A 21249-nucleotide genomic window follows, 5' to 3' on the forward strand; every position below is an offset into this window, starting at 1 on the left:
GTCCTTCAAGGCTTCTGGTCCTGGGATTGCGGGTGCGCAAAGGGGGGAATGCGGGCAATCATGCCGCGCTTCAGGCTGTCGGGGCGCCCTTTCCACGGCATCAGCCCATCGACTGAACCGGCAAGCAGGCGCGCGCCGAGGAGAAGATCGTCTCCGCTTTCGGTCGTCAGATCGCCGAACACATAGCTCCAGCCACTGCTGCTCTGGATCGTGGCGCTCAAGCCCCGCTTGCAATTGGCAAGGCAGGCAACGCTCTTCACTTCGATACCAGGCTCGTGATGGTCACTGATGCTTTGCGCCAGAACGGCACCCTCGCGGGGCGCCATCGGGTCCTGCGTGGCGCTGCGGCAGGTTTCGCAGACGAAGACGACAACGGGGCAAGCGTTGGCCACCGGCGCTTCGGTTGTCTTGTCGTCCGTCTGTCTCGATAAATCCACCTGGTAACCCCGCGCGTGCAAACCGTAACGGGGTGCAAGCCTGCGCGGCGTATCCGGCATGCTCGTCAACAGATCATCCGTGCCGGAGCACCCCGCCCGGCTGGATCGTCACATCGTCAACGGCAGGTCTCCTGGCTCGCGGATCGTCGCCCGTGCGCCGCCTTCCCGAAGATGTCTTCAGTGGCCTGATGCGCCGGACTACCCGCTTACAGTTGCGGGGGCAGCCGTGGTTTAGGCAAGAACTGCCGCACCACGTTCCCTCTTAGCTTTCCCCGTTGCCGGGAAAAGACCGTTGTCCCTGTCACTATGCGCTTAGCCGCTTGTGTGTCAATGGCGGCAGGCAAGGCATTGCCGGGGGGCGCGGTTCGACTATAGTCCCGCTCCCCAGGAAAGCGCGAGGAGTGCCCGATGAAGGAAATCGACGAAAACGAGGCCGAGCGCCACCGCCGCAAGATGGAAAACCGTAAGGCCGTGCAGGATGCGGAAGTGGCGGAAAAGACGATCGAGAAGGGGTTGCTGATCGTCAATACCGGTCCGGGCAAGGGCAAATCGACGGCCGCCTTCGGGCTTGCGCTGCGCATGCTCGGCCATGGCCGCAAGGTCGCCGTCGTGCAGTTCATCAAGGGCGCCTGGGATACGGGTGAGCGTGTGGCGCTGCAGGCATTTGGGGATCAGATGATCTGGCACACGATGGGCGAGGGCTTTACCTGGGACACGCAGGATCTGAAGCGGGATGTGGCTGCTGCCGAACGGGCCTGGGAGAAGGCGCTGGAGATGATGGGCGAGCCGGATGTCGGCTTGCTGATCCTCGACGAGCTGAACATCGCGCTGCGCTACGACTATCTCGATCTTGAACGGGTGATCGCGGATCTTGTCGCGCGCCGGCCGGATCTGCATGTCATCGTCACCGGCCGCAATGCCAAGCCGGCGCTGATCGAGGCGGCCGACATGGTAACGGAAATGACGCTGGTGAAACATCATTTCAAGGCCGGCGTGAAGGCGCAGGCCGGGATCGAGTTCTGATGACGCAGAAGCCGCCTGCCAGGGCATTGATGTTTCAGGGCACCGGGTCTGATGTCGGCAAGTCGCTGGTGGTGGCAGGTCTTGCGCGCGCCTTTACGCTGCGCGGGCTTCGCGTCCTGCCGTTCAAGCCGCAGAACATGTCGAACAATGCTGCCGTGACGGCCGATGGCGGTGAAATCGGCCGGGCGCAGGCGCTGCAGGCGCGGGCGGCGCGGGCGCCTTTGTCGGTCCACATGAACCCGGTGCTGCTCAAACCCCAGAGCGAAGTCGGCGCCCAGCTGGTGGTGCAGGGAAAGGTGGTCGGCAATGCCAGGGCTGCCGAATACCAGGAGATCAAGGCGGGCCTGATGCCGCGGGTGCTCGACAGTTTTTCCCGCCTGAAGCAGCAAGCCGATCTGGTTCTGGTGGAAGGGGCCGGCAGCGCCTCGGAGGTCAATCTGCGGCGCAACGATATTGCCAATATGGGCTTTGCGCGGGCAGCAGATGTGCCGGTCGTTCTGATCGGCGATATCGATCGCGGCGGTGTCATCGCAAGCCTTGCCGGCACGAAACTGGTGCTGGAGCCCGATGATGCGGCGATGATCCGCGCCTTCATCGTCAATCGATTTCGCGGCGATCCGGCGCTGTTTGCCGAGGGCATGACGATGATCGAGGGCTTTACCGGCTGGGCGCCCATCGGCCTCCTGCCGCATTTTGCCGAAGCCATAAGGCTTCCGGCCGAGGATGCGCTGGCGCTTCAATCTAAACCTGCCGCAAAGGCCGGCGCCAAACTCCGCATTGCCGTGCCGATCCTGCCGCATGTTTCCAATTTCGACGATCTCGATCCGCTGGACGCCGAGCCGGAAGTAGAGCTTGTGCGGATAAGACCCGGAGAAGTGCTGCCGGCCGATGCCGATCTCGTGCTGCTGCTTGGCTCCAAGGCGACGATTGCCGATCTTCAGGTGCTGAAGCAGGCGGGATTGGATACGGACATTGCCGCGCATCGAAGGCAGGGCAAGCCGGTGCTCGGGCTCTGCGGCGGATATCAGATGCTGGGCAAAGCGGTGGCTGATCCCGATGGCATCGAAGGTCCGGCCGGTGCCGTCGAACAGGGGCTCGGGCTTCTTGACGTGAAAACCCGGCTCACCGGGCAAAAGCATCTCACTGCCGTTTCGGGCAAGACGGCGGACGGTCACTCCTTTGCCGGCTATGAAATGCATGTGGGCGAGACAAGCGGAGCTGATCGCGCCCGCCCGTTTGCCCTGATTGGCGGCGTGCCGGAGGGGGCTTCCTCGGCCGATGGCCTGGTCCGCGGCACCTATGTCCACGGCCTGTTTGCCGATGACCGCCAGCGCTCGTCATGGCTGACGCGGCTTGGCGGCACCGAAACGCGGCTTGATTACGAACAGGGTGTCGAGGATGTGCTCGATCGCCTTGCCGCCCATCTCGAGCGGCATCTCGATCTTGATCTCCTCATCAGCCTTGCACGGTAAGGGCAACGGCGATCAGGCCGAAGAGGATGATCAGCAACAGGTCCGCGATGCGCGCCAGCGACAGCGCATTGCGGATATCGCTACTGGTTGCCTCGCGCCGTCCGCCCTCTCCCATCACGTGATCCTCGACGAGGACGCCGCCATAGACGCGGGGGCCGGCCAGGGCAAGGCCCAAAGCCCCTGCCATCGCCGCCTCAGGCCAGCCGGCATTGGGCGATTTGTGGTGGCGCGCATCACGCCGCACCGCCGCCCAGGCCGCTTTCGCCGAAGCATCCGGCAGAAGGGCTGCGGCTGCGATAAACAGCATCGCCGTCAGGCGCGAGGCGGGCAGGTTGATGAGATCGTCGAACCGGGCGGCCGCCCAGCCATAGGCGCTGTAGCGGGCATTGAGATGGCCGATCATGCTGTCGGCGGTGTTGGTGGCCTTGTAGGCGCAAGCGCCGGGCAGCCCGCCGACGCCGAGCCAGACGGCGGGTGCCGTCACGCCATCGGAAAAGTTTTCGGCAAGGCTTTCGATGGCCGCGCGGCAGACGGCGGCCTCGTCAAGCTGATCGGGATCGCGCCCGACGATCATCGAGACGGCCTTGCGACCTTTGTCGAGACCGCCGGTTTCCAGCGCTTCGGCCACGGCCCGAACATGGTCTTCCAGGCTTTTCTGGGCGAGCAGGCTGGAGGAGAGGAGGGCCGTGACGAGGATGCCGAGCGGAAGCCACGCCAGCGCGCTTTCCATGAGAAAGGCCGGCACGACGGCTGCGGCAAGCAGGATCAGGACGGCGAAAACGCCGTTGCGCTTGCGCGTGGCGAAGGGCAATTGCAGATCGTTCAGCCGCTTTTCCAGCCGGCTGATCAGGGCGCCGATCCAGATGACCGGATGGCCTATTCGATCCACCAGCCATTGCGGATAGCCGACAAGCCGTTCAATAAGCAGAGCGAGGAAGGCGAGAGAAAAAGCCATGGACCAGGATCGGCAAGAGGGGCAGACGAAAGTGCAGCCGCAGATGGACGATGTCGAGGCACGGCAGGCGATCGATCATGGCGGCAATCTGGCGCGCGCCGGTTTGCAGTTTCCGCAGGCGCCAAAGCCGTGGATCGATCTGTCCACCGGCATCAACCCGCACCCATATGCCTATTCGCCCATCCCCGCCACCGCTTTCTCCCGCCTGCCGGAGCCCGACGATCTGGCGCGCCTGAAGCATCTTGCCGCCACCGCCTATGGCGCGCCTTCGGCGGAGCATCTGGCGGCGGCACCCGGCACGCATATCCTGCTGCCGCTGGTCATCGAGGCAGTTTTCGGCACGCTGTCCGGGGCAGGCCGTCGGGCGGCGATCCTTTCGCCCACCTATGGCGAACATGCGCGCATGGCCAGGCTGTCCGGTTTCGAAACCTTGGAGGTCCAGGCTTTCGAAGCGCTGTTCGACGCCGATCTCGCCGTGGTCGTCAATCCCAACAATCCGGATGGACGGCTTGTCGGCGCGGCCGATCTTCTGGCGCTCTCCCGCCACATGGCGGCAAAGGGCGGGCTTCTGGTGGTGGACGAAGCCTTCATGGAGGTGATCGAGCCGGAGGAAAGCGTGGCCGGTGCCGTGCATGACGGGCTTGTCGTTTTGCGCTCCTTCGGCAAATTCTATGGTCTGGCGGGCGTGCGGCTGGGCTTTGCCGTCGCCCCGGTTGCCATCGCGCAAAAACTCGCAGCCCGTCTGGGTCCCTGGGCCATTCCGGGGCCAACGCTTTCCATCGGGCTTCAGGCGCTGGCGGATGGGGGCTGGCAGCGCGCCATGCGGGCCCGACTTGCTGCGGATGCTGCGCGCCTTGATGCGCTGCTTGCGGCGGCTGACCTTCCTGTCTGCGGTGGCACCACGCTGTTTCGCTATCTGAAGCATGCCAAGGCGCCGGCGATCTTTGCGCATCTGGGAGGTAGCGGCATTCTCGTTCGTGCCTTTGCCGCACGGCCGGATTGCCTGCGCATCGGCCTGCCGGAGGACGGCGCGTGGAAACGACTGGAAAAGGCCCTTGAGACGAAGAGCTGGCGCGATTGAGGCCAAGGCCAAGGGTTTGCATTCTTTCGGCGCTGCGGTAGGCTTTGCCCAATTCGTATCGCAGTCAGGTGAATTCCATGTCCATGAACAGCAATCTCCCGCACATCTTCGAGGCCATCGACAGAAAGAGGGAGGTGTTCACGGAGCTGAGCGACCGGATTTGGGCAACGCCTGAAACCTGCTACATGGAAGTTGAATCCGCCGCCGCGCACCGGGAAATGCTGGAGGCGCAAGGGTTTGCCATTACCGAAAACATTGCCGGCATTCCGACGGCGCTGATCGGCGAGGCGGGAACGGGCGGTCCGGTGATCGCCTTTCTCGGAGAATTCGACGCACTGGCCGGCCTCAGCCAGAAGGCGGGCGTGACGCATCACGATCCGCTGGAGGCCGGCGCCAACGGCCATGGCTGCGGTCATAACCTCTTGGGCTCCGCATCGCTTCTGGCGGCAACGGCGCTCAAGGACTGGCTGGAGGCGACCGGCACGCCCGGGCGGGTGCGCTATTACGGCTGCCCGGCCGAAGAAGGTGGTGCCGCCAAGGCCTTCATGGTGCGCGCCGGGGCATTTGCCGATGTCGATATCGCCATCTGCTGGCATCCGAGCAATTTTGCCGGTGTCCAGCGGGAAACCTCGCTTGCCAATTGCCGGATCGATTTCACCTTCACCGGCCGCGCCTCCCATGCCGCCGCAAGCCCGGAGCTTGGCCGCAGCGCGCTCGATGCGGTGGAGCTGATGAGCGTCGGCGTCAACTATCTGCGCGAACACATGCAGCAGGATTGCCGCATCCATTATGCGCTTCTGGATGCCGGCGGCATTTCCCCGAACGTCGTGCAGGCGCATGCCAAGGTACGCTACGTGGTGCGCGCACCGGAACTGGCAGGGCTCTTCTCGCTGATCGAGCGGGTGAAGAAAGTGGCCGAAGGGGCCGCCCTGATGACCGAGACGAAGGTGGAAAGTGCCATCCTGTCCGGAGTCTCCAACCTCATCGTCAACACGCCGCTGATGGAGACCATGCAGGATGTCTGGGAAAGCATCGGCGCTCCGGACTTCGACGACGCGGATCGCGCCTTTGCCGAACAGATCCGCGCGACGCTGACGCCGGAGGACATTTCCGCAAGCTGGGCGCAGGAACGGCTGGACGAGCGCGACGTGCCGCTCGCCGATTTCATCCTGCCGCGGCACAACGAGGTGCGCCAGATGGGCGGTTCCACCGATGTGGCGGATGTGAGCTGGGTCGTGCCGACGGTGCAGGCCTATGGTCCCTCGCTTGCCATCGGCACCCAGCTGCACACCTGGCAGGTGGTGGCGCAGGGCAAGAGCCCGCTCGCCCATAAGGCCATGGTCACGACCGCCAAGGTGATGGCCGCGACCGGACTTGCGGCGCTCGAGAGCGAGCAGCTGCGCGAAGCCGCCGCAGCCGACCTCAAGCGCCGGCTGAAGGGCCAGTCCTATCGCAGCCCCATTCCGCCGGAAGCCGAGCCGCCGGTTGTCGCCATGGGCGGCAGGCTCTGAGCTTTTTTACCGCTGTTGCTGAGCGCCGTGCTTGCATGCGGGCACGGCGTCCACCGCGGCCTCCACTCCGCCACCACTTCGCGTGGGAATTCTTGTACAGCCGGCGCAGCAGGCGTCTTTCCTTGGCGCGCCATCAGTGATATTTGCGATCGCAGATCGCAGAATTTTCTGTTTTACCAGCGCGGGGACCGAGCATGAGCATCCAGCCGAATTCCATCGAAGGCCGTGACAAGGCCTATCAGCTGCATTCCTATACCAATGCCAAGGCCTTGGAGCGCGATGGTGCGCTGGTCATCGAACGCGGCGAGGGCATCCACGTCTTCGATGCCAATGGCAAGCGCTATATCGAGGGCATGGCGGGGCTCTGGAGCGTCGCGGTCGGCTTTGGCGAACAGCGGCTGGTCGATGCGGCGGCCCGGCAGATGGAGAAGCTGCCCTACTACCACACGTTCACCGCCCGCACCCATGGACCCTCCGTCGATCTTGCCGAAAAGCTGATCCAGATGGCGCCGGTGCCGATGTCGAAAGCCTATTTTACCAATTCCGGATCCGAAGCGAACGATACCGCGATCAAGATGATCTGGTATCGCTCGAACGCGCTCGGCAAGCCGGAAAAGAAGAAGATCATCTCGCGGGTCAAGGGCTATCACGGTGTGACGGTCGCCAGCGCCAGCCTGACGGGCCTGCCCAACAATCACCGCTCCTTCGATCTGCCGCTCTCCGGCATCCTGCACACCACCTGCCCGCATTTCCGCGTCTTTGCCGCCGAAGGCGAGGATGAGGCGGCCTTCGTTGCACGCTGCGCTGCCGATCTGGAGGCGCTTATCCAGCACGAGGGTCCGGAGACGGTCGCCGCGTTCATTGGCGAGCCCGTGATGGGTGCCGGGGGCGTCATCGTGCCGCCACCGGGCTACTGGGAAGCCATCCAGGCCGTGCTGAAGAAGCATGATATCCTGTTCATCGCCGATGAAGTCATCTGCGGGTTCGGGCGCACCGGCAACATGTTCGGCACCACCACCTTTGACCTCCAGCCGGATTTTATCACGCTTTCCAAGCAGCTCTCCTCGTCCTACCAGCCGATTTCGGCCCTCCTCATCAACGAGCGCGTCTATGCCCCGATCGCCGAGGAATCCGGCCGGATCGGCACCTTCGGCCATGGCTATACCGGCTCCGGCCACCCGGTTGCCGCAGCCGTGGCGCTGGAAAATCTCGCCATCATCGAAGAGCGCGATCTGGTCGGCAATGTCCGGGCGCTGAGCCCGCTCTTCCTCAAGCGGCTGAAGGCGCTGGAAGCCCATCCGCTCGCCGTCGAGGCGCGGGGCATCGGGCTGCTCGGCGCGCTGGAGCTTGCACCGCGCGAAGGATTTGCCGCCGGCCAGCTCGGGCCGAAGTTTGCGGCCGTCCTGCAGGAAAACGGACTTTTCCTGCGCGCCATCGGCGACAGCATGGCGCTCTGCCCGCCGATGATCATCACGCAGGAGCAGGTGGGCGAGATGTTCGATATCCTCGAGAAGTCACTCGACCAGTTCAAGGCGCAGCTCGACGCACAGTGATGCCCCGACTTCTCTCCATCGCGGGTGATTGCACCGGCGATGGAGAGGCCTATATCTGGCGCCATGCTGGATCTTCTTTCAACCTATTGGCCGCATATCGTCTTTACCCTGTCGGTCGTGATGGGGGCGACGGCTGCAATCCACGTGACCATGACCAAGGAAGAGGTGCGCTCGGCCATCGGCTGGGTCGGCGTCATCCTCCTGTCGCCGATCATCGGTGCGTTTCTCTATCTGATTGCCGGCATCAACCGCATTCGCCGCAGCGCCATCGGACACCAGCGCTCCAAGCTGGGAGACGCGTTTCTCGACCATCTGGAATCCTATGATGCGACCGATGCAAAGGTCGCCGAGCAATTCGGTCGTCGCTTTCTCGCCATGAAGACGCTGGGCGACCGCGTCACCCGCTATTTCCTGACGACCGGCAACAGCATCGAGATGCTGGATGGGGGGGATGCGGCCTATGGCGCGATGCTGGCAGCCGTTGAAACGGCGCGTCGCAGCGTCATCCTCGAAACCTATATTTTCGATCGCGACCGCATTGGCCGGCGGTTTGCGCAAGCATTGATCGATGCGGTCAAGCGCGGCGTGAGCGTACGGGTCCTGATCGATGCGGTCGGCGCACGCTATTCGGTGCCGAGCGTCCTCGGCATGTTGCGCGATGGCGGCGTGACGGTCGATGTGTTCAACGGCAATGTCATCATGGGCCTGCGGTTGCCCTATGCGAACCTTCGCACCCACCGCAAGATCATGGTGGTGGATGGCGCGGTTGCCTTTACCGGTGGCATGAACATCCGCGAGGCCTTCTCTCAGGAGATTTCCGGCGATGACCATGCCATGGATACGCATTTCCGCCTGACGGGCCCTGTTGTTGCCGATCTTCTGTCGGTGGCAGGCGAAGACTGGCGCTTTGCCAATGGCGAGCGCCTCTCCGGCGAAGCCTGGCGGATCGAGGCGCCGGTGAGCGAACCCGGCAGCGCTGTCCATGTGCGCACTGTCGCCTCTGGTCCGGACCGCAGCGTGGAGACCAATCACAAGATGCTGATGGGTGCCTTTTCCGTCGCCCGGTCGTCGATCCGCATCGTCTCGCCCTATTTCCTGCCCGACCGCGAGCTCATCGCATCGCTTGCCACCGCTGCCCGCCGGGGCGTGGCCGTCGATATCGTCGTGCCTGCCGCCAACAATCTGACGCTGGTGGATCGGGCGATGACGGCGCAGTTCGACCAGATCCTCAAGGGCGATTGCCGGCTCTGGCGGTCGAGCGGCCCGTTCAACCATTCCAAGCTGATGGTGGTGGATGGGCGCTGGGCCTATGTCGGCTCGTCCAACATCGACCCCCGCTCCCTGCGCCTCAATTTCGAGGTTGATCTTGAAATTTTCGATCTCGCCTTCGCCGGCGCTCTCGAGGAACGGATAGAGCGGTTGCTGGTGGCGGCCGAACCGGTGACGCTGGAACAATGGAAGGCGCGGCCCTTCCTCGGGCGCCTGTTCGATCGCATCCTCTGGCTCGGTTCGCCCTATCTTTGACAAGGCCACTGGAAGCAGTCGGTCCGGGCGCTATACTGGTCTTATGACACGATTGCAGAAACCATCCGCCCGCGCATGAAACAGTCCGGCAATCCCAACCTGCGGGCAAATCTCGTTGCCTCCTTGCGCAATCGCAAGCAGCGCGATCAGCTGCGTGAGGAGGAGCTGCCGGCGCGCGACGAGGGCGGCCTGCTGGTCGCCTCTTACAATGTCCACAAATGCGTTGGCGTCGACGGGAAATTCGATCCGGCCCGCATCGCCCATGTCATCCGCGAGATCGGTCCGGATGTGCTGGCGCTGCAGGAGGCCGATACGCGGTTTGGCGAACGGCGCGGGCTTCTCGATCTCAACTGGATGGAGCGTGAGACAGGACTTGTCCCCGTGCCCCTGTCCGGCGTCTCCAAGGCCCATGGCTGGCACGGCAATGTGCTGTTCTTTCGTGAAGGTGTCGTCCGTGACGTGCATCAGGTGAAGCTGCCGGGACTTGAGCCGCGCGGTGCGCTGATGACCGAACTGGAGATGAAGGATGGCCATGTGCTGCGCGTCATTGCAGCCCATCTTGGCCTGCTCAACCGCTCGCGCCAGCAGCAGGCCCGCATGATCCTTGATCTTCTGTCGGCCCGGGACGAGCAGGCAACGATCCTGATGGGTGATCTCAACGAATGGCGGCTGGGGGATCGATCCTCGCTCAACTCGCTGTCCGCGATTTTTCGCGGCATGCCGGCCGCCGTGCCAAGCTTTCCGTCGCGCCTGCCGGTGCTTGCGCTCGACCGCATCATGAGCAACCGTCCTGGCCTCATCGAGCGCGTGCGCGTGCATGACACGGCGCTTGCCCGCACGGCCTCCGATCATCTGCCGATCAAGGCACTGGTGCGTCACGCCGCGCCGGCCTGACGGCCCTCAGTTGATGGGTGCATGCTCCGGCATCAGCCGCTTTCCCACCTCGGCTGCAATGGCAAGCGATGCGGTGAGCCCCGGGCTTTCGATGCCGAAGAGGTTGACCAGTCCCGGCACGCCATGCACTTCGGGACCGTCAATCCGGAAATCCTGCGCCGGATCGTCCGGCCCGCTGATTTTCGGGCGGATGCCGGCATAGCCGGGAGCGAGAGCCCCGTCCGGCAGATCCGGCCAATAGCGCCGGATGGCCGCGTCAAAGCCTTCCAGGCGTTGAGGATCGACGGCATAATCCACCGCATCGATCCATTCCACATCCGGGCCAAACCGTGCCTGTCCGGCGAGATCCAGCGTCAGGTGGACGCCGAGCCCATGGGTATGCGGCGCCGGATAGATGAGGTGGCGAAACGGCGCCCGTCCGGCCAGCATGAAGTAATTGCCCTTGGCAAACCGCGTCGGCGGCACGGCCGAGGCGGCAAGCCCCGCGATGCTGCCGGCAACATTCGAGGCGGCAAGGCCGGCTGCATTGACCAGCATGGCGCACGAGATCTCCATCGGATCTGCCCCACCGACGCCAACCACAAACCCTTGAGCCGTGATCCGGGCTGAAACAAGCGGTGCATGGAAGGCAAATGCGGCGCCGGCATCTTCCGCATCGCCTTGCAACGCCAGCATATAGCCATGACTGTCTATGATGCCGGTCGAAGGGGAGTGGAGGGCGCCCCGGCAGGCAAGCGCCGGTTCCAGCTCCTGCGCCTGGCGTGCCGTCAGGAGGCGAAGGTCGCTGCAGCCATTCGCGATGCCCTTCTGGGCCAACCCTTCGAGAAGCGGAATTTCCGGGTCGTCTGCCGCGACGATCAGCTTGCCGCAGCGGCGATGCTCCACGCCATGCGAGAGGCAAAAGTCGTAAAGCTGCTGTCTCCCCTGAACACAGAGGCTCGCCTTGAGGCTACCCGGCGGATAATAAAGCCCGGCATGGATCACCTCGCTGTTGCGCGAGGAGGTGCCTGTTCCAATCGCGCCTTCGGCTTCCAGAACCAGGACCGATCGACCGGTTTTCGAAAGCTGACGGGCGACGGCAAGCCCGATCACGCCGGCTCCCACCACAATCGCATCGATATCCGCCAAGTGTCTCTCCTCTTTTGCTTGGGTCCGAGCCTGAAGTTCCTGGCGTTCATGGGTGGCTGGACCGTAGTGGCAGGCGTTGGAAGGATATTTCGCCACGTTGGCCCGCCGGGGAAGATTATCTCTACCAATCGCGTAGAGTTAAGATACATTAACAGGATATGAACAACGATGTTCAAGGGAGAGACACGCATGAGCCATGTTGATCATCCGGTATCCTTCCGCCCCCGCCTCGAAACCGCAGGCGTTTCCGCAGGCCGCCAGCGTCTTCTGCGGCATTTGAACGGTGCCCTCGTCATCGCCGCCTTCATCTTCGTTTCCGCCGGTATTCTCGGCCTCTTCAACTAAACACGGTTTCCTCCCGCCTTGCCACGGCCCCTTGCGCTCCTGAAATTTCAGGCGCGCAAGGGGCCTTTTCGTATGCGGTGAGGGCCGCACGGATAGGCCGGTCTTTACGGCCACAATCCGCGCCTTTTCGCCGACAGACTCTCACATATGAAGGTTTTGGACCGCGTGGTGGCCTTGCGACGCAATGATGCTTGAAAGCATCAAGTGTTGATGTCATGGAACCAACTGCATCCTGCGGACTTAACGCCGTCAGCATGTATCGCGTCTTGTGGAGTGGCGCGCATCATACATCGCCTTTAGTCTTCCAACCGGCTGTTTACGTTCAGGTTTCATTCAGACCTGGCGGGGTAGAGCCGGGCGGTGATAGTTTTGGAGAAGCATGTGAACAGGTTCTACCCTTGCGTTCGCGTTTCAGGCCACCCCGCACGCGCGCGGCAGGTGCCTTTCTCTCTCCTGTTTTCCGCACGTCTCAAGCCGGACCGGATCGAAGCTTGACGGTTTCGACCGACCAAGCCTTTCTCCCCAGTCAGTGCCACTCATTCTTAGAAGCCGCCCCGATGTCATTTCATAATACGCCTGCCGCGACCCCGCGTGAAACCGAAGGCAAGCAGATCGACCATAACGAGGCGATCCGCGCGACCTATTTCAACGCAGAGGATCTGCGCGCCTGTGGCGAGGCTCTGGCACGCGACGGCGTGCAGTCGCTGCCGGGCTTCATGGCGTTCGATTTTCGCGAACGGCACAAGGAAAACGAGAAGGAGATCCTGAGGGTCTACCGCTCGACGGCCAAGGATGTGGAGGCCGGCGCGACGATCACGCCTGCGGCCGAATGGCTGCTCGACAACCACTACATCGTCGAGGAAGCGATCCAGGAAGTGCGCCGTGACTTCCCGCGCAAGTTCTACAAACAGCTGCCGACGATGCGGATCGGGTCGATCGAGATCCCGCGCGTTCTGGCGCTCGCCTGGCTTTATGTCGCCCACACTCATAGCAGCCTGTCGCGTGACAATCTGACGGCGATGACGGAAGGGTTTCAGGTCCATCAGTCGCTGGAAATCGGCGAGCTGTGGGCGCTGCCGTCCTTCATGCGCTTTGTGCTGATTGAAAATCTGCGCCGCATTTCCATCCGCGTCGAGCGCTCGCGTCATATGCGCCAGAAGGCGAACGAAGCTGCCGACGAAGTGATCCGCCTCAACGACGAGGCGGCCTGCAGCGAGCTTTTTGCGCGCATCGCGCCGCTGACGAGCGACAATACCTTCGCCACGCAGTTCCTCTATCGCCTGCGCAATGCCTCGCAATCCTCCGGCTTTGCCATCTCCTGGCTGGAAGCTCGACTGGAAAAGGCCGGCACCGACACCGAAGAAGTGATGATGGCGGAACACAACCGCCTCTCCTCCGGCAACGTGACGATGGGCAACATCATCAAGAGCCTGCGCGAGATCGACGATACCGAATGGAGCGTCTGGTTCGAGGAGGTCTGCCTTGTCGACCAGGTTCTGCGGGCGCAGAGCGATTATAACGAACTCGACTTCGGCTCGCGCAATTCCTACCGCAACCGCATCGAGAAGCTTGCCCGCTATTGCGGCAAGAGCGAGATCGAGGTGGCGCGCGCCGCCATTGCGCTCGCCGACGAGGCGCGCAGCGCCCCCGTTCCCGATCCGCACAAGGCCAATGTCGGCGCTTTCCTCACCGGCATGTATCGTCCGGAGCTGGAAAAGGCCGTCGGCTATACGCCAACCCTTGGTCAGCGCATCACCCGCACCATCCAGTCGATGAACTGGCTGTCGGTTGCCGTGCCGGTTCTGTTGCTGACCTTCCTGGCGCTGGCCATCGTAGGCGGGTTCTTGGCCCATGCCGGCATGTCCTGGCCGGTGATCGCTTTGTTCCTCCTGATGTTCTCGCTTCCGGCTTCGGAAGGGGCAACCGGCCTTTTCAATACGCTGGTCACCTATGTAGTGAAGCCTTCGCGCCTTGTCGGCTACGAGTTCAAGAACGGCATCCCGGAGGATGCCCGCACGCTGGTGGCCGTGCCGTGCATCATCAACAACCGCGATACGGTGGATGAGCTGGTGCGTAACCTCGAGGTTCACTACCTCGCAAACCCGCATGGCGAGATCTATTTCGCGCTGCTCAGCGACTGGAAGGATTCCGCCGTCGAGCAGACCGATGCCGATCTGGAAGTGCTGGAATATGCCCGCCGCGAGATTACGCTGCTCAGCAATCGCTATGCCTTCGATGGCCGGACGCGGTTCTACCTCCTGCACCGCCGCCGCCTCTACAACCCCTCCGAAGGGGTGTGGATGGGCTGGGAGCGCAAGCGCGGCAAGCTGCACGAGTTGAACCTTTTGCTGCGTGGCGACAAGGACACGACCTATCTGCAGGGCGCCAATACGGTTCCCGAAAACGTCCAGTACGTTATGACGCTCGATGCCGATACGCGCCTGATGCGCGATGCGGCAACCAAGCTGGTCGGCAAGCTGCACCATCCGATCAACCGGCCGGTGCATGATCCGAAAACGGGCCGCGTCATTCACGGTTATGCGCTTCTGCAGCCGCGCGTCACGCCGTCGCTCACCACGGGCAAGGATGCGTCGGTTTTCCAGCGGGTCTATTCCGTCAGCCGCGGCATCGACCCCTATGTCTTCACCGTATCCGACGTCTATCAGGACCTGACCGGCGAAGGCTCGTTCACCGGCAAGGGCCTCTACCACGTCGATGCGTTCGAGACGGCCCTTCGCGGCCGCATCGAGGAAAATGCGGTGCTGAGCCACGACCTTCTGGAAGGCTCGTTTGCCCGCTGCGCCCTCATTACCGACGTGGAACTGGTCGAGGATTTCCCCACCCGCTACGAGGTGGAAGTGTCGCGTCAGCATCGCTGGGCGCGTGGCGACTGGCAGCTCCTGCCCTACATCCTCGATCCGCTGCGCGGCGTCACCGCGCTTGGCCGGTGGAAGATGGTCGATAATCTGCGCCGTTCGCTCACCCCGATCGCCTGGTTCTTCGCCTCGGTGTTGGGCTGGTATTTCATGGATCCGCTCGGCGCACTCGTCTGGCAAATCCTCCTCATCTTCTCGCTGTTTGTCGCGCCCACCCTCTCGCTCATCACCGGCATCGTGCCGCGCTCGACCGATATCGTGCCCAGCGCCCATTTCTATTCGGTCTGGTCGGATATTCGCTCGGCGAACGCGCAGGTTGCGTTGCGCATCGTCTTCATCGCCGATTCCGCCTTCCGCATGATCGATGCCATCGTGCGCTCGATCTACCGCCTGTTCGTCAGCCGCAAGCAGATGCTGGAATGGCGTACCGCCGCCAGCATCCAGTCCTCCGCACAGGGCAGCCCGCAGGATTACTACCGCTCCATGTGGCATGCGCCGGTGGCCGCCGTCCTGGCCCTGATGATTGCCGCCCTGCCGGATGACAATGCCTTCCTCGTCGGCATTCCCTTTGTCATCCTCTGGGTCGTCTCCCCGCTGGTTGCCTGGTATGTGAGCCAGTCGGCGGAAACCGAAGATCGCCTGTTCGTGCCGGAATCCGTCTCGGTCGAGTTGCGCAAGATCTCGCGCCGGACGTGGCGCTATTACGAATCCTTCGTCACCGAAGACCAGCATTTCCTGCCGCCGGACAATTTCCAGGAAAAGCCCGAGCCGATCGTTGCCAAGCGCACCTCGCCCACCAATATCGGCGTCTACCTACTCTCCGTCGTCTCGGCCCGTCATTTCGGCTGGATCAGCTTCCAGGATACGCTGGAGCGCATCGAAGCCACGGTTGCGACCGTGGAGAAGATGGACAAGTTCCGCGGCCACCTGTTCAACTGGTATCACACCGACAGCCTTTTGACGCTCGGCCCCCGTTACGTCTCAACCGTCGATAGCGGCAACCTCGCCGGGCACCTGATCGCCGTCTCGTCGGCCTGCCGCGAATGGGCGGAAGCGCCGTCTGCGCATCTGCAGGCCTCGCTCGATGGCATTGGCGACGTGGCCGGCATCCTTTCGGAAGTGCTGAACGAACTGCCGGACGACCGCAAGACCGTTCGCCCGCTGCGCCGGCGCCTGGAAGAGCGCATCATCGGCTTCGGCAATGCGCTCGCCGCCGTCAAGCGCGAGCACGAGTTTGCCTCGATCCGCATCATCAACCTTGCGGTTCTTGCCCGCGACATCCAGAAGCTCGCCTCCAATCTCGACCATGAGGTGAGTTCCGCGCAGAGCACGGAAGTCACCCGCTGGGCCGAATCGCTCGTCGGTGCCTGCGAGGCGCATATTGCCGACACCACGTTCGACATGACCAATATCGAGCCGCTGCGCCAGCGCCTGACGCAGCTGCGCGACCGTGCCCGCACGCTCGCCTTCTCGATGGACTTCACCTTCCTCTACCGCAAGGATCGCCGCCTTCTGTCGATCGGTTACCGCGTCGAGAGCAATGATCTCGATGAGGCCTGCTACGACCTTCTGGCATCTGAATGCCGCCTGACCAGCCTGTTTGCGATTGCCAAGGGCGATCTGCCGACCGAGCACTGGTATCGCCTCGGCCGTCAGGTCGTGCCGATCGGTGCGCGCGGCGCGCTGATCTCCTGGTCGGGCTCGATGTTCGAATACCTGATGCCGCCGCTCGTCATGCAGGAGCGTCAGGGCGGCATTCTGAACCAGACGAACAATCTGATCGTCGAGGAGCAGATGAACCACGGCCGCCGGCTGAACATCCCCTGGGGGATTTCGGAGGCCGCGTTTAATGCCCGCGACCATAACCTCAACTACCAGTACACGAACTTTGGTGTGCCGACGCTTGGCCTGAAGCGCGGTCTCGGCCAGAACGCCGTCGTCGCCCCCTATGCATCGATCCTTGCCAGCCAGTACAATCCGCTGGCAGCGCTGGAAAACCTGCAAAAGCTGCGCGCCGTAGGGGCTCTTGGCAAATACGGCTTCCATGATGCCGTCGACTACACGCCGACCCGCGTGCCGGAAGGCAAAAAATGCGCCGTGGTGTTCAACTATTATGCCCACCACCATGGCATGTCGATTGCAGCCATCGCCAACGTCGTCAACAACGGCAAGCTGCGTGAGCTTTTCCACGCCGATCCGGTGGTGGAAGCGGCCGAACTGCTGCTGCAGGAAAAGGCGCCGCGCGAAGTGCCCGTCATGGGCTCCAAGTACGAACCGGAAACCCCCGGCAAGGGGCAGGCCGATCTCTTGCGCTCGGAAATCCGCACCATTCAGGACCCGGCCGGCCGCGACCGCGAACTTGTCTTCCTGTCCAACGGTCACTATTCCACGATGCTGACGGCAACCGGCACCGGCTACTCTCGCTGGAACGGCATGGCGGTTACCCGCTGGAAGGCAGATCCGGTGGAGGATCGCTGGGGCAATTTCCTCTTCCTGCGCGATACGGCAACGGGCCAGTGGTGGTCGACCACCGCCGAGCCGCGTCGGGCGGAAGGCGAAAAGGTAAAAACCGTGTTCGGCGATGAAAAGGCCGAATTCGTCAAGACAGTCGGCACGCTGACCAGCACCGTCGAATGCATCGTGGCAACCGAACACGATGCGGAAGGCCGTCGCCTGACGCTCCTCAACACGGGCACCGAAGATCGCTTCATTGAAGTAACCTCCTATCTGGAGCCGGTGATCGCCAATGAGGATGACGATAACGCCCATCCGGTGTTCTCGCGCATGTTCGTGCGCACCGAGATCGGCCGTCGCGGCGATGTGATCCGTGCCTGGCGCAACAAGCGCAACCCGAACGAACCGTCGATGCATATCGCGCATCTGGCGGCCGACAATGCCGGCTCGTCACGCCCGACCGAGTTCGAAACGGACCGTCGCCGCTTTATCGGCCGTGGCCGCACGCTTGCCGAAGCTGCCGCCTTCGATCAGGATGCGACGCTCTCCGGCACCGATGGCTTTACGCTTGATCCGATCCTGTCGCTGCGTCGCGTAGTGCGCGTGCCGGCCGGCAAGAAGGTGAGCGTCATCTTCTGGACGATCGCTGCCCCGAGCCGCGAGGAACTGGACGGCGCCATCGAGCGCTATCGTCACCCGGATGCGTTTGGCTCGGAACTGACGCAGGCCTGGACCCGCGTGCAGGTGCAGATGCGCCATATCGGCATCAGCTCCCAGCAGGCAGCGGCCTTCCAGCATCTTGGCCGTTACCTTGTCTATCCGGACATGTATCTGCGCGCCGATGCTGCAACGGTGGAAGCCGGTCTTGCCTCGCAGCGCCAGCTCTGGGGCCTTTCGATCTCCGGCGACCTGCCGATCTTCACGCTACGCATCAATGACGAAATCGACATGGATGTGGTGAAGGAGGCGCTGTCGGCGCAGGAATATCTGCGCTCGCGCGGCGTCATGGCGGATCTTGCCGTCGTCAACGAAAAGCCTGCCTCCTATGCGCAGGATATGCAGCACGCCATCGACCACATCAGCGAAAGCGTGCGCCGTCTTGGCCAGTCGGAAGGCCGCCAGCAGGTGTTTGCGCTGCGCCGCGACCTTATGGACGAGGCAACCTGGGCCGCCCTGATTGCCGCCTCGCGTGTCGTTCTTCACGCCCGCAACGGCAAGATCGAGGATCAGGTGAACCGCGCCGTCTCGCTCTTCTCGTCGCCGCGCGGCGTCGAGGTGGAAACGGATCGCCGCGTGCTTCTGTCTGCCGACAATTTCGGCGCGCCGGTTGCAACGCCCGCCACCGATCTCGACTTCTGGAACGGTTACGGCGGCTTTTCCGGCGATGGCACGGAATATGTCGTGCGCCTTGCCGGCGGCGGCGCCACGCCGCAGCCGTGGATCAACGTGATCTCCAACGAGAACTTCGGCTTCCACATCTCGGCGGAAGGCGCCGGCTTCACCTGGAGCCAGAACTCGCGCGATTACCAGCTGACGCCATGGTCGAACGATCCGGTCATCAACCGTCCGGGCGAGGCCTTCTATGTGGCCGATCTCGATAGCCTGCAGGTCTCGACACCGTTTGCATCGCTGTCGCGCCGGCCATCGGTCGCCTTTGAAACCCGCCATGGCCTTGGCTATTCAACCTTTACCGCCAAGGAAGAGGGCCTTTCCCTCACCTTGACGCAAACGGTTGATCGCACGCGCCCGGTGAAGTTCTCGAAGATCACCATTGCCAACACCAGCGACGAGACCCGCCGCCTGCGCGTCTACGGCTATGCCGAATGGATCCTCGGCAACAACCCGCAGCGCACGCAGCCGTTTATTCTGAGCGGCCGCGACGACGCAACAGGCGCGCTGTTTGCCACCAACCCCTACAGCATCGATTATCACCGCACCGCCTTTTTCGGCTCGGATGTCACGGCCAGCGGCTTTACCACCAGCCGGCGTGAATTCATCGGCCGGTTCGGCTCGATCGCAGCCCCTGCGGCCGTTATCGCAGCCTCCGGTCTTAACGGTGCGCTAGAGCCGGATGGTGCGCCCTGCGCCGCCCTTGCCTGTGATATCGAGCTTGCCCCGGGCGAGGAGAAGGTCGTGACCTTCTTCATGGGCGATTGCGGCACGCGCGCCGAAGCCGCAGCGCTTGCCGCCGAAGTGAAGGCCTCTGCGTTTGAGACCGTGCTCGAAACCACCAACGGTTTCTGGCAGGACTTCACCGGTCGCCTCAAGATCCAGACGCCGGACAAGGCGCTCGATCACATGGTCAACACCTGGCTGCCCTATCAGGCGCTCGGCTGCCGCATCCTGTCGCGCACGGCCTTCTACCAGTCGTCCGGTGCCTTCGGCTTCCGCGACCAGCTGCAGGATACGCTGGCCTTCCTGTTGCACCAGCCGGATCTGGCCCGCCGCCAGATCGTCAATGCCGCAAGCCGCCAGTTCAAGGAAGGCGACGTGCAGCATTGGTGGCTTCCGGGCACCGGGGCCGGCGTGCGCACCACGATTTCCGATGACGTGGTGTGGCTTGCCTATGCGACGCACGAATATATCCATACGACCGGTGACGCCGCCGTGCTGGAGGAGCAACTGCCCTTCCTGCAGGGTACGGCCCTGACGCCCGGCCAGCACGATGCCTTCTACAAGCCGGAAATTTCTAACGAGACGGCGTCGCTCTATGAACATGCCGCCCGCGCGCTGGATCTGGCGATTGTCCGTACCGGCTCCAATGGTCTGCCGCTCATCCTCGGTGGCGACTGGAACGACGGCATGAACCGCGTCGGCGTGGGCGGACGCGGCACTAGCGTCTGGCTCGGCTGGTTCCTGGCCGCCGCATTGCGTCGTTTCCTGCCCTATGCAGAAGCGCGCAACGATGACGGTCGCGTCAGCCGCTGGACCGCGCACCTCGCATCGCTCAAGCAGGCGCTGGAAACGGCCGGCTGGGACGGCACCTATTATCGTCGCGGCTATTTTGACGATGGCGGCCCGCTTGGCGCCAACGGCAACCTCGAATGCGCCATCGATTCGCTTGGCCAGTCGTGGAGCGTCCTGTCGGGCGAGGGCGATCCGGCCCGCCAGGAACAGGCGATGAATGCGGTGATGGACAAGCTGGTCGACGAGAAGGACGGCATCATTCGCCTCTTCACGCCCGCCTTTGCCAACACGCCGAAGGACCCGGGCTATATCAAGGCCTATCCGCCGGGCGTGCGCGAAAACGGTGGCCAGTATACGCATGCGGCGATCTGGGTGGTGCTGGCGCTGGCTGGCCTCAAGCGCGGCGACGACGCCTGGAAGGCCTTCCAGCTGTTGAACCCGATCAACCACGCGCTGGATCAGGCCTCTGCCGAAACCTACCGCGTCGAGCCCTATGTGGTGGCAGCCGACGTCTATGGCGTCGGTGATCTGACCGGCCGTGGCGGCTGGACCTGGTATACGGGCTCTGCCGGCTGGCTGTACCGTGCTGCCGTCGAGGGCATTTTGGGCATTCGCCGCGAAGGAAACCGCCTCTTCGTGCGCCCGGTCCTGCCGAGCGACTGGACCGGCTTCACCGCCGATCTGCAGCTTGCCGGCAAGAGCCGTCGTATCGTGGTCGAGAAAGAAGCCGGTGCTGCATCGGTGACTGTGACCGTGGACGGTATCCTGGTTGCCGCAGACGAAGGCCTGTTGCTCGCCTGACAAGGCGGGCTCGGCAAGCCGTCTGTCGGACAGAATTGAAATGGCCCGGCCTGCCCATCAGCAGGCCGGGCTTTTTTGTAGGGTGAAGGGGCATATCCTGCGATGAGCCCGCTTGATGAAGATCACTCGTCCTCTGCGGCAGTGACGAGAGAGAAAACGCCGCTGAGAATCTGCCGGTGATAAGGAAGCATTCCTGCGGACCCAGGATGACCCGCATCCGCGATCTCATGGACAGAGAAGGTCCCTTGCCGGTCTCCTTGCACTGCGGTGCTCGGTGACAGAGCCTTG

The 21249-nt window shown here is 63.2% G+C and carries 12 protein-coding genes and 1 riboswitch; of the genes, 9 read left to right on the top strand and 3 right to left on the bottom strand.

Annotated features, from left to right (window positions below; genetic code table 11):
- Positions 1-5 precede the first annotated feature (5 nt).
- Positions 6-437, bottom strand: coding sequence for a DUF1636 family protein (locus ACEXP3_RS10680; protein ID WP_377297255.1), 432 nt, complete (start codon positions 435-437; stop codon positions 6-8).
- A 104-nt stretch (positions 438-541) separates the two neighbouring features.
- Positions 542-746, bottom strand: a riboswitch (cobalamin riboswitch).
- A 99-nt stretch (positions 747-845) separates the two neighbouring features.
- Between ACEXP3_RS10680 and cobO the strand changes: the two genes are divergently transcribed.
- Positions 846-1460: a cob(I)yrinic acid a,c-diamide adenosyltransferase gene (gene cobO, locus ACEXP3_RS10685; protein WP_377297257.1), complete on the top strand. Its 615-nt coding sequence runs from the start codon at positions 846-848 to the stop codon at positions 1458-1460.
- Complete coding sequence (locus tag ACEXP3_RS10690; RefSeq protein WP_377297258.1) at positions 1460-2932, top strand: cobyric acid synthase; 1473 nt, start codon at positions 1460-1462, stop codon at positions 2930-2932. The genes cobO and ACEXP3_RS10690 overlap by 1 nt, the downstream gene beginning before the upstream one ends.
- Here ACEXP3_RS10690 and cbiB read toward each other — a convergent pair.
- Entirely contained in the window at positions 2916-3887 is a 972-nt protein-coding gene (gene cbiB / locus ACEXP3_RS10695) for an adenosylcobinamide-phosphate synthase CbiB (protein WP_377297259.1), read from the bottom strand. The two genes, ACEXP3_RS10690 and cbiB, sit on opposite strands and share 17 nt — an antisense overlap.
- On the opposite strand from cbiB, the gene cobD reads away from it, so the two are divergent.
- The 5 genes from cobD to ACEXP3_RS10720 all read left to right on the top strand — a co-directional run bounded on the left by cobD (position 3886) and on the right by ACEXP3_RS10720 (position 10450).
- Complete coding sequence (cobD, locus tag ACEXP3_RS10700) at positions 3886-4968, top strand: threonine-phosphate decarboxylase CobD (protein ID WP_377297260.1); 1083 nt, start codon at positions 3886-3888, stop codon at positions 4966-4968. The genes cbiB and cobD overlap by 2 nt on opposite strands.
- Before the next feature lie 83 nt (positions 4969-5051).
- On the top strand, positions 5052-6479 hold the full coding sequence (locus tag ACEXP3_RS10705) for a M20 family metallopeptidase (protein ID WP_377297261.1): 1428 nt from the start codon (positions 5052-5054) through the stop codon (positions 6477-6479).
- Between the two features lie 194 nt (positions 6480-6673).
- Positions 6674-8032 (top strand): aspartate aminotransferase family protein, encoded by a 1359-nt coding sequence (locus ACEXP3_RS10710; RefSeq protein ID WP_377297262.1) that lies wholly within the window; start codon positions 6674-6676, stop codon positions 8030-8032.
- A 63-nt stretch (positions 8033-8095) separates the two neighbouring features.
- The gene (cls, locus tag ACEXP3_RS10715; protein ID WP_377297263.1) at positions 8096-9556 is read left to right on the top strand and encodes a cardiolipin synthase; all 1461 of its coding nucleotides are present in this window, start codon (positions 8096-8098) and stop codon (positions 9554-9556) included.
- A gap of 75 nt (positions 9557-9631) precedes the next feature.
- Complete coding sequence (locus tag ACEXP3_RS10720; RefSeq protein WP_377297264.1) at positions 9632-10450, top strand: endonuclease/exonuclease/phosphatase family protein; 819 nt, start codon at positions 9632-9634, stop codon at positions 10448-10450.
- Positions 10451-10456: 6 nt separating this feature from the next.
- On the opposite strand, the gene ACEXP3_RS10725 is transcribed toward ACEXP3_RS10720, so the two are convergent.
- Entirely contained in the window at positions 10457-11578 is a 1122-nt protein-coding gene (locus ACEXP3_RS10725) for an NAD(P)/FAD-dependent oxidoreductase (protein WP_377297265.1), read from the bottom strand.
- 189 nt (positions 11579-11767) lie between these two features.
- Between ACEXP3_RS10725 and ACEXP3_RS10730 the strand changes: the two genes are divergently transcribed.
- Both ACEXP3_RS10730 and ACEXP3_RS10735 read left to right on the top strand, forming a co-directional pair.
- On the top strand, positions 11768-11923 hold the full coding sequence (locus ACEXP3_RS10730; RefSeq protein WP_210105972.1) for a hypothetical protein: 156 nt from the start codon (positions 11768-11770) through the stop codon (positions 11921-11923).
- Positions 11924-12480: 557 nt separating this feature from the next.
- Entirely contained in the window at positions 12481-20961 is an 8481-nt protein-coding gene (locus ACEXP3_RS10735) for a glycoside hydrolase family 94 protein (RefSeq protein ID WP_377297267.1), read from the top strand.
- Positions 20962-21249 lie beyond the last annotated feature (288 nt).

Origin of the sequence: Neorhizobium fuzhouense (genome assembly GCF_042611105.1) — a bacterium.
Classification (GTDB): Bacteria; Pseudomonadota; Alphaproteobacteria; order Rhizobiales; family Rhizobiaceae; genus Neorhizobium; species Neorhizobium galegae_A.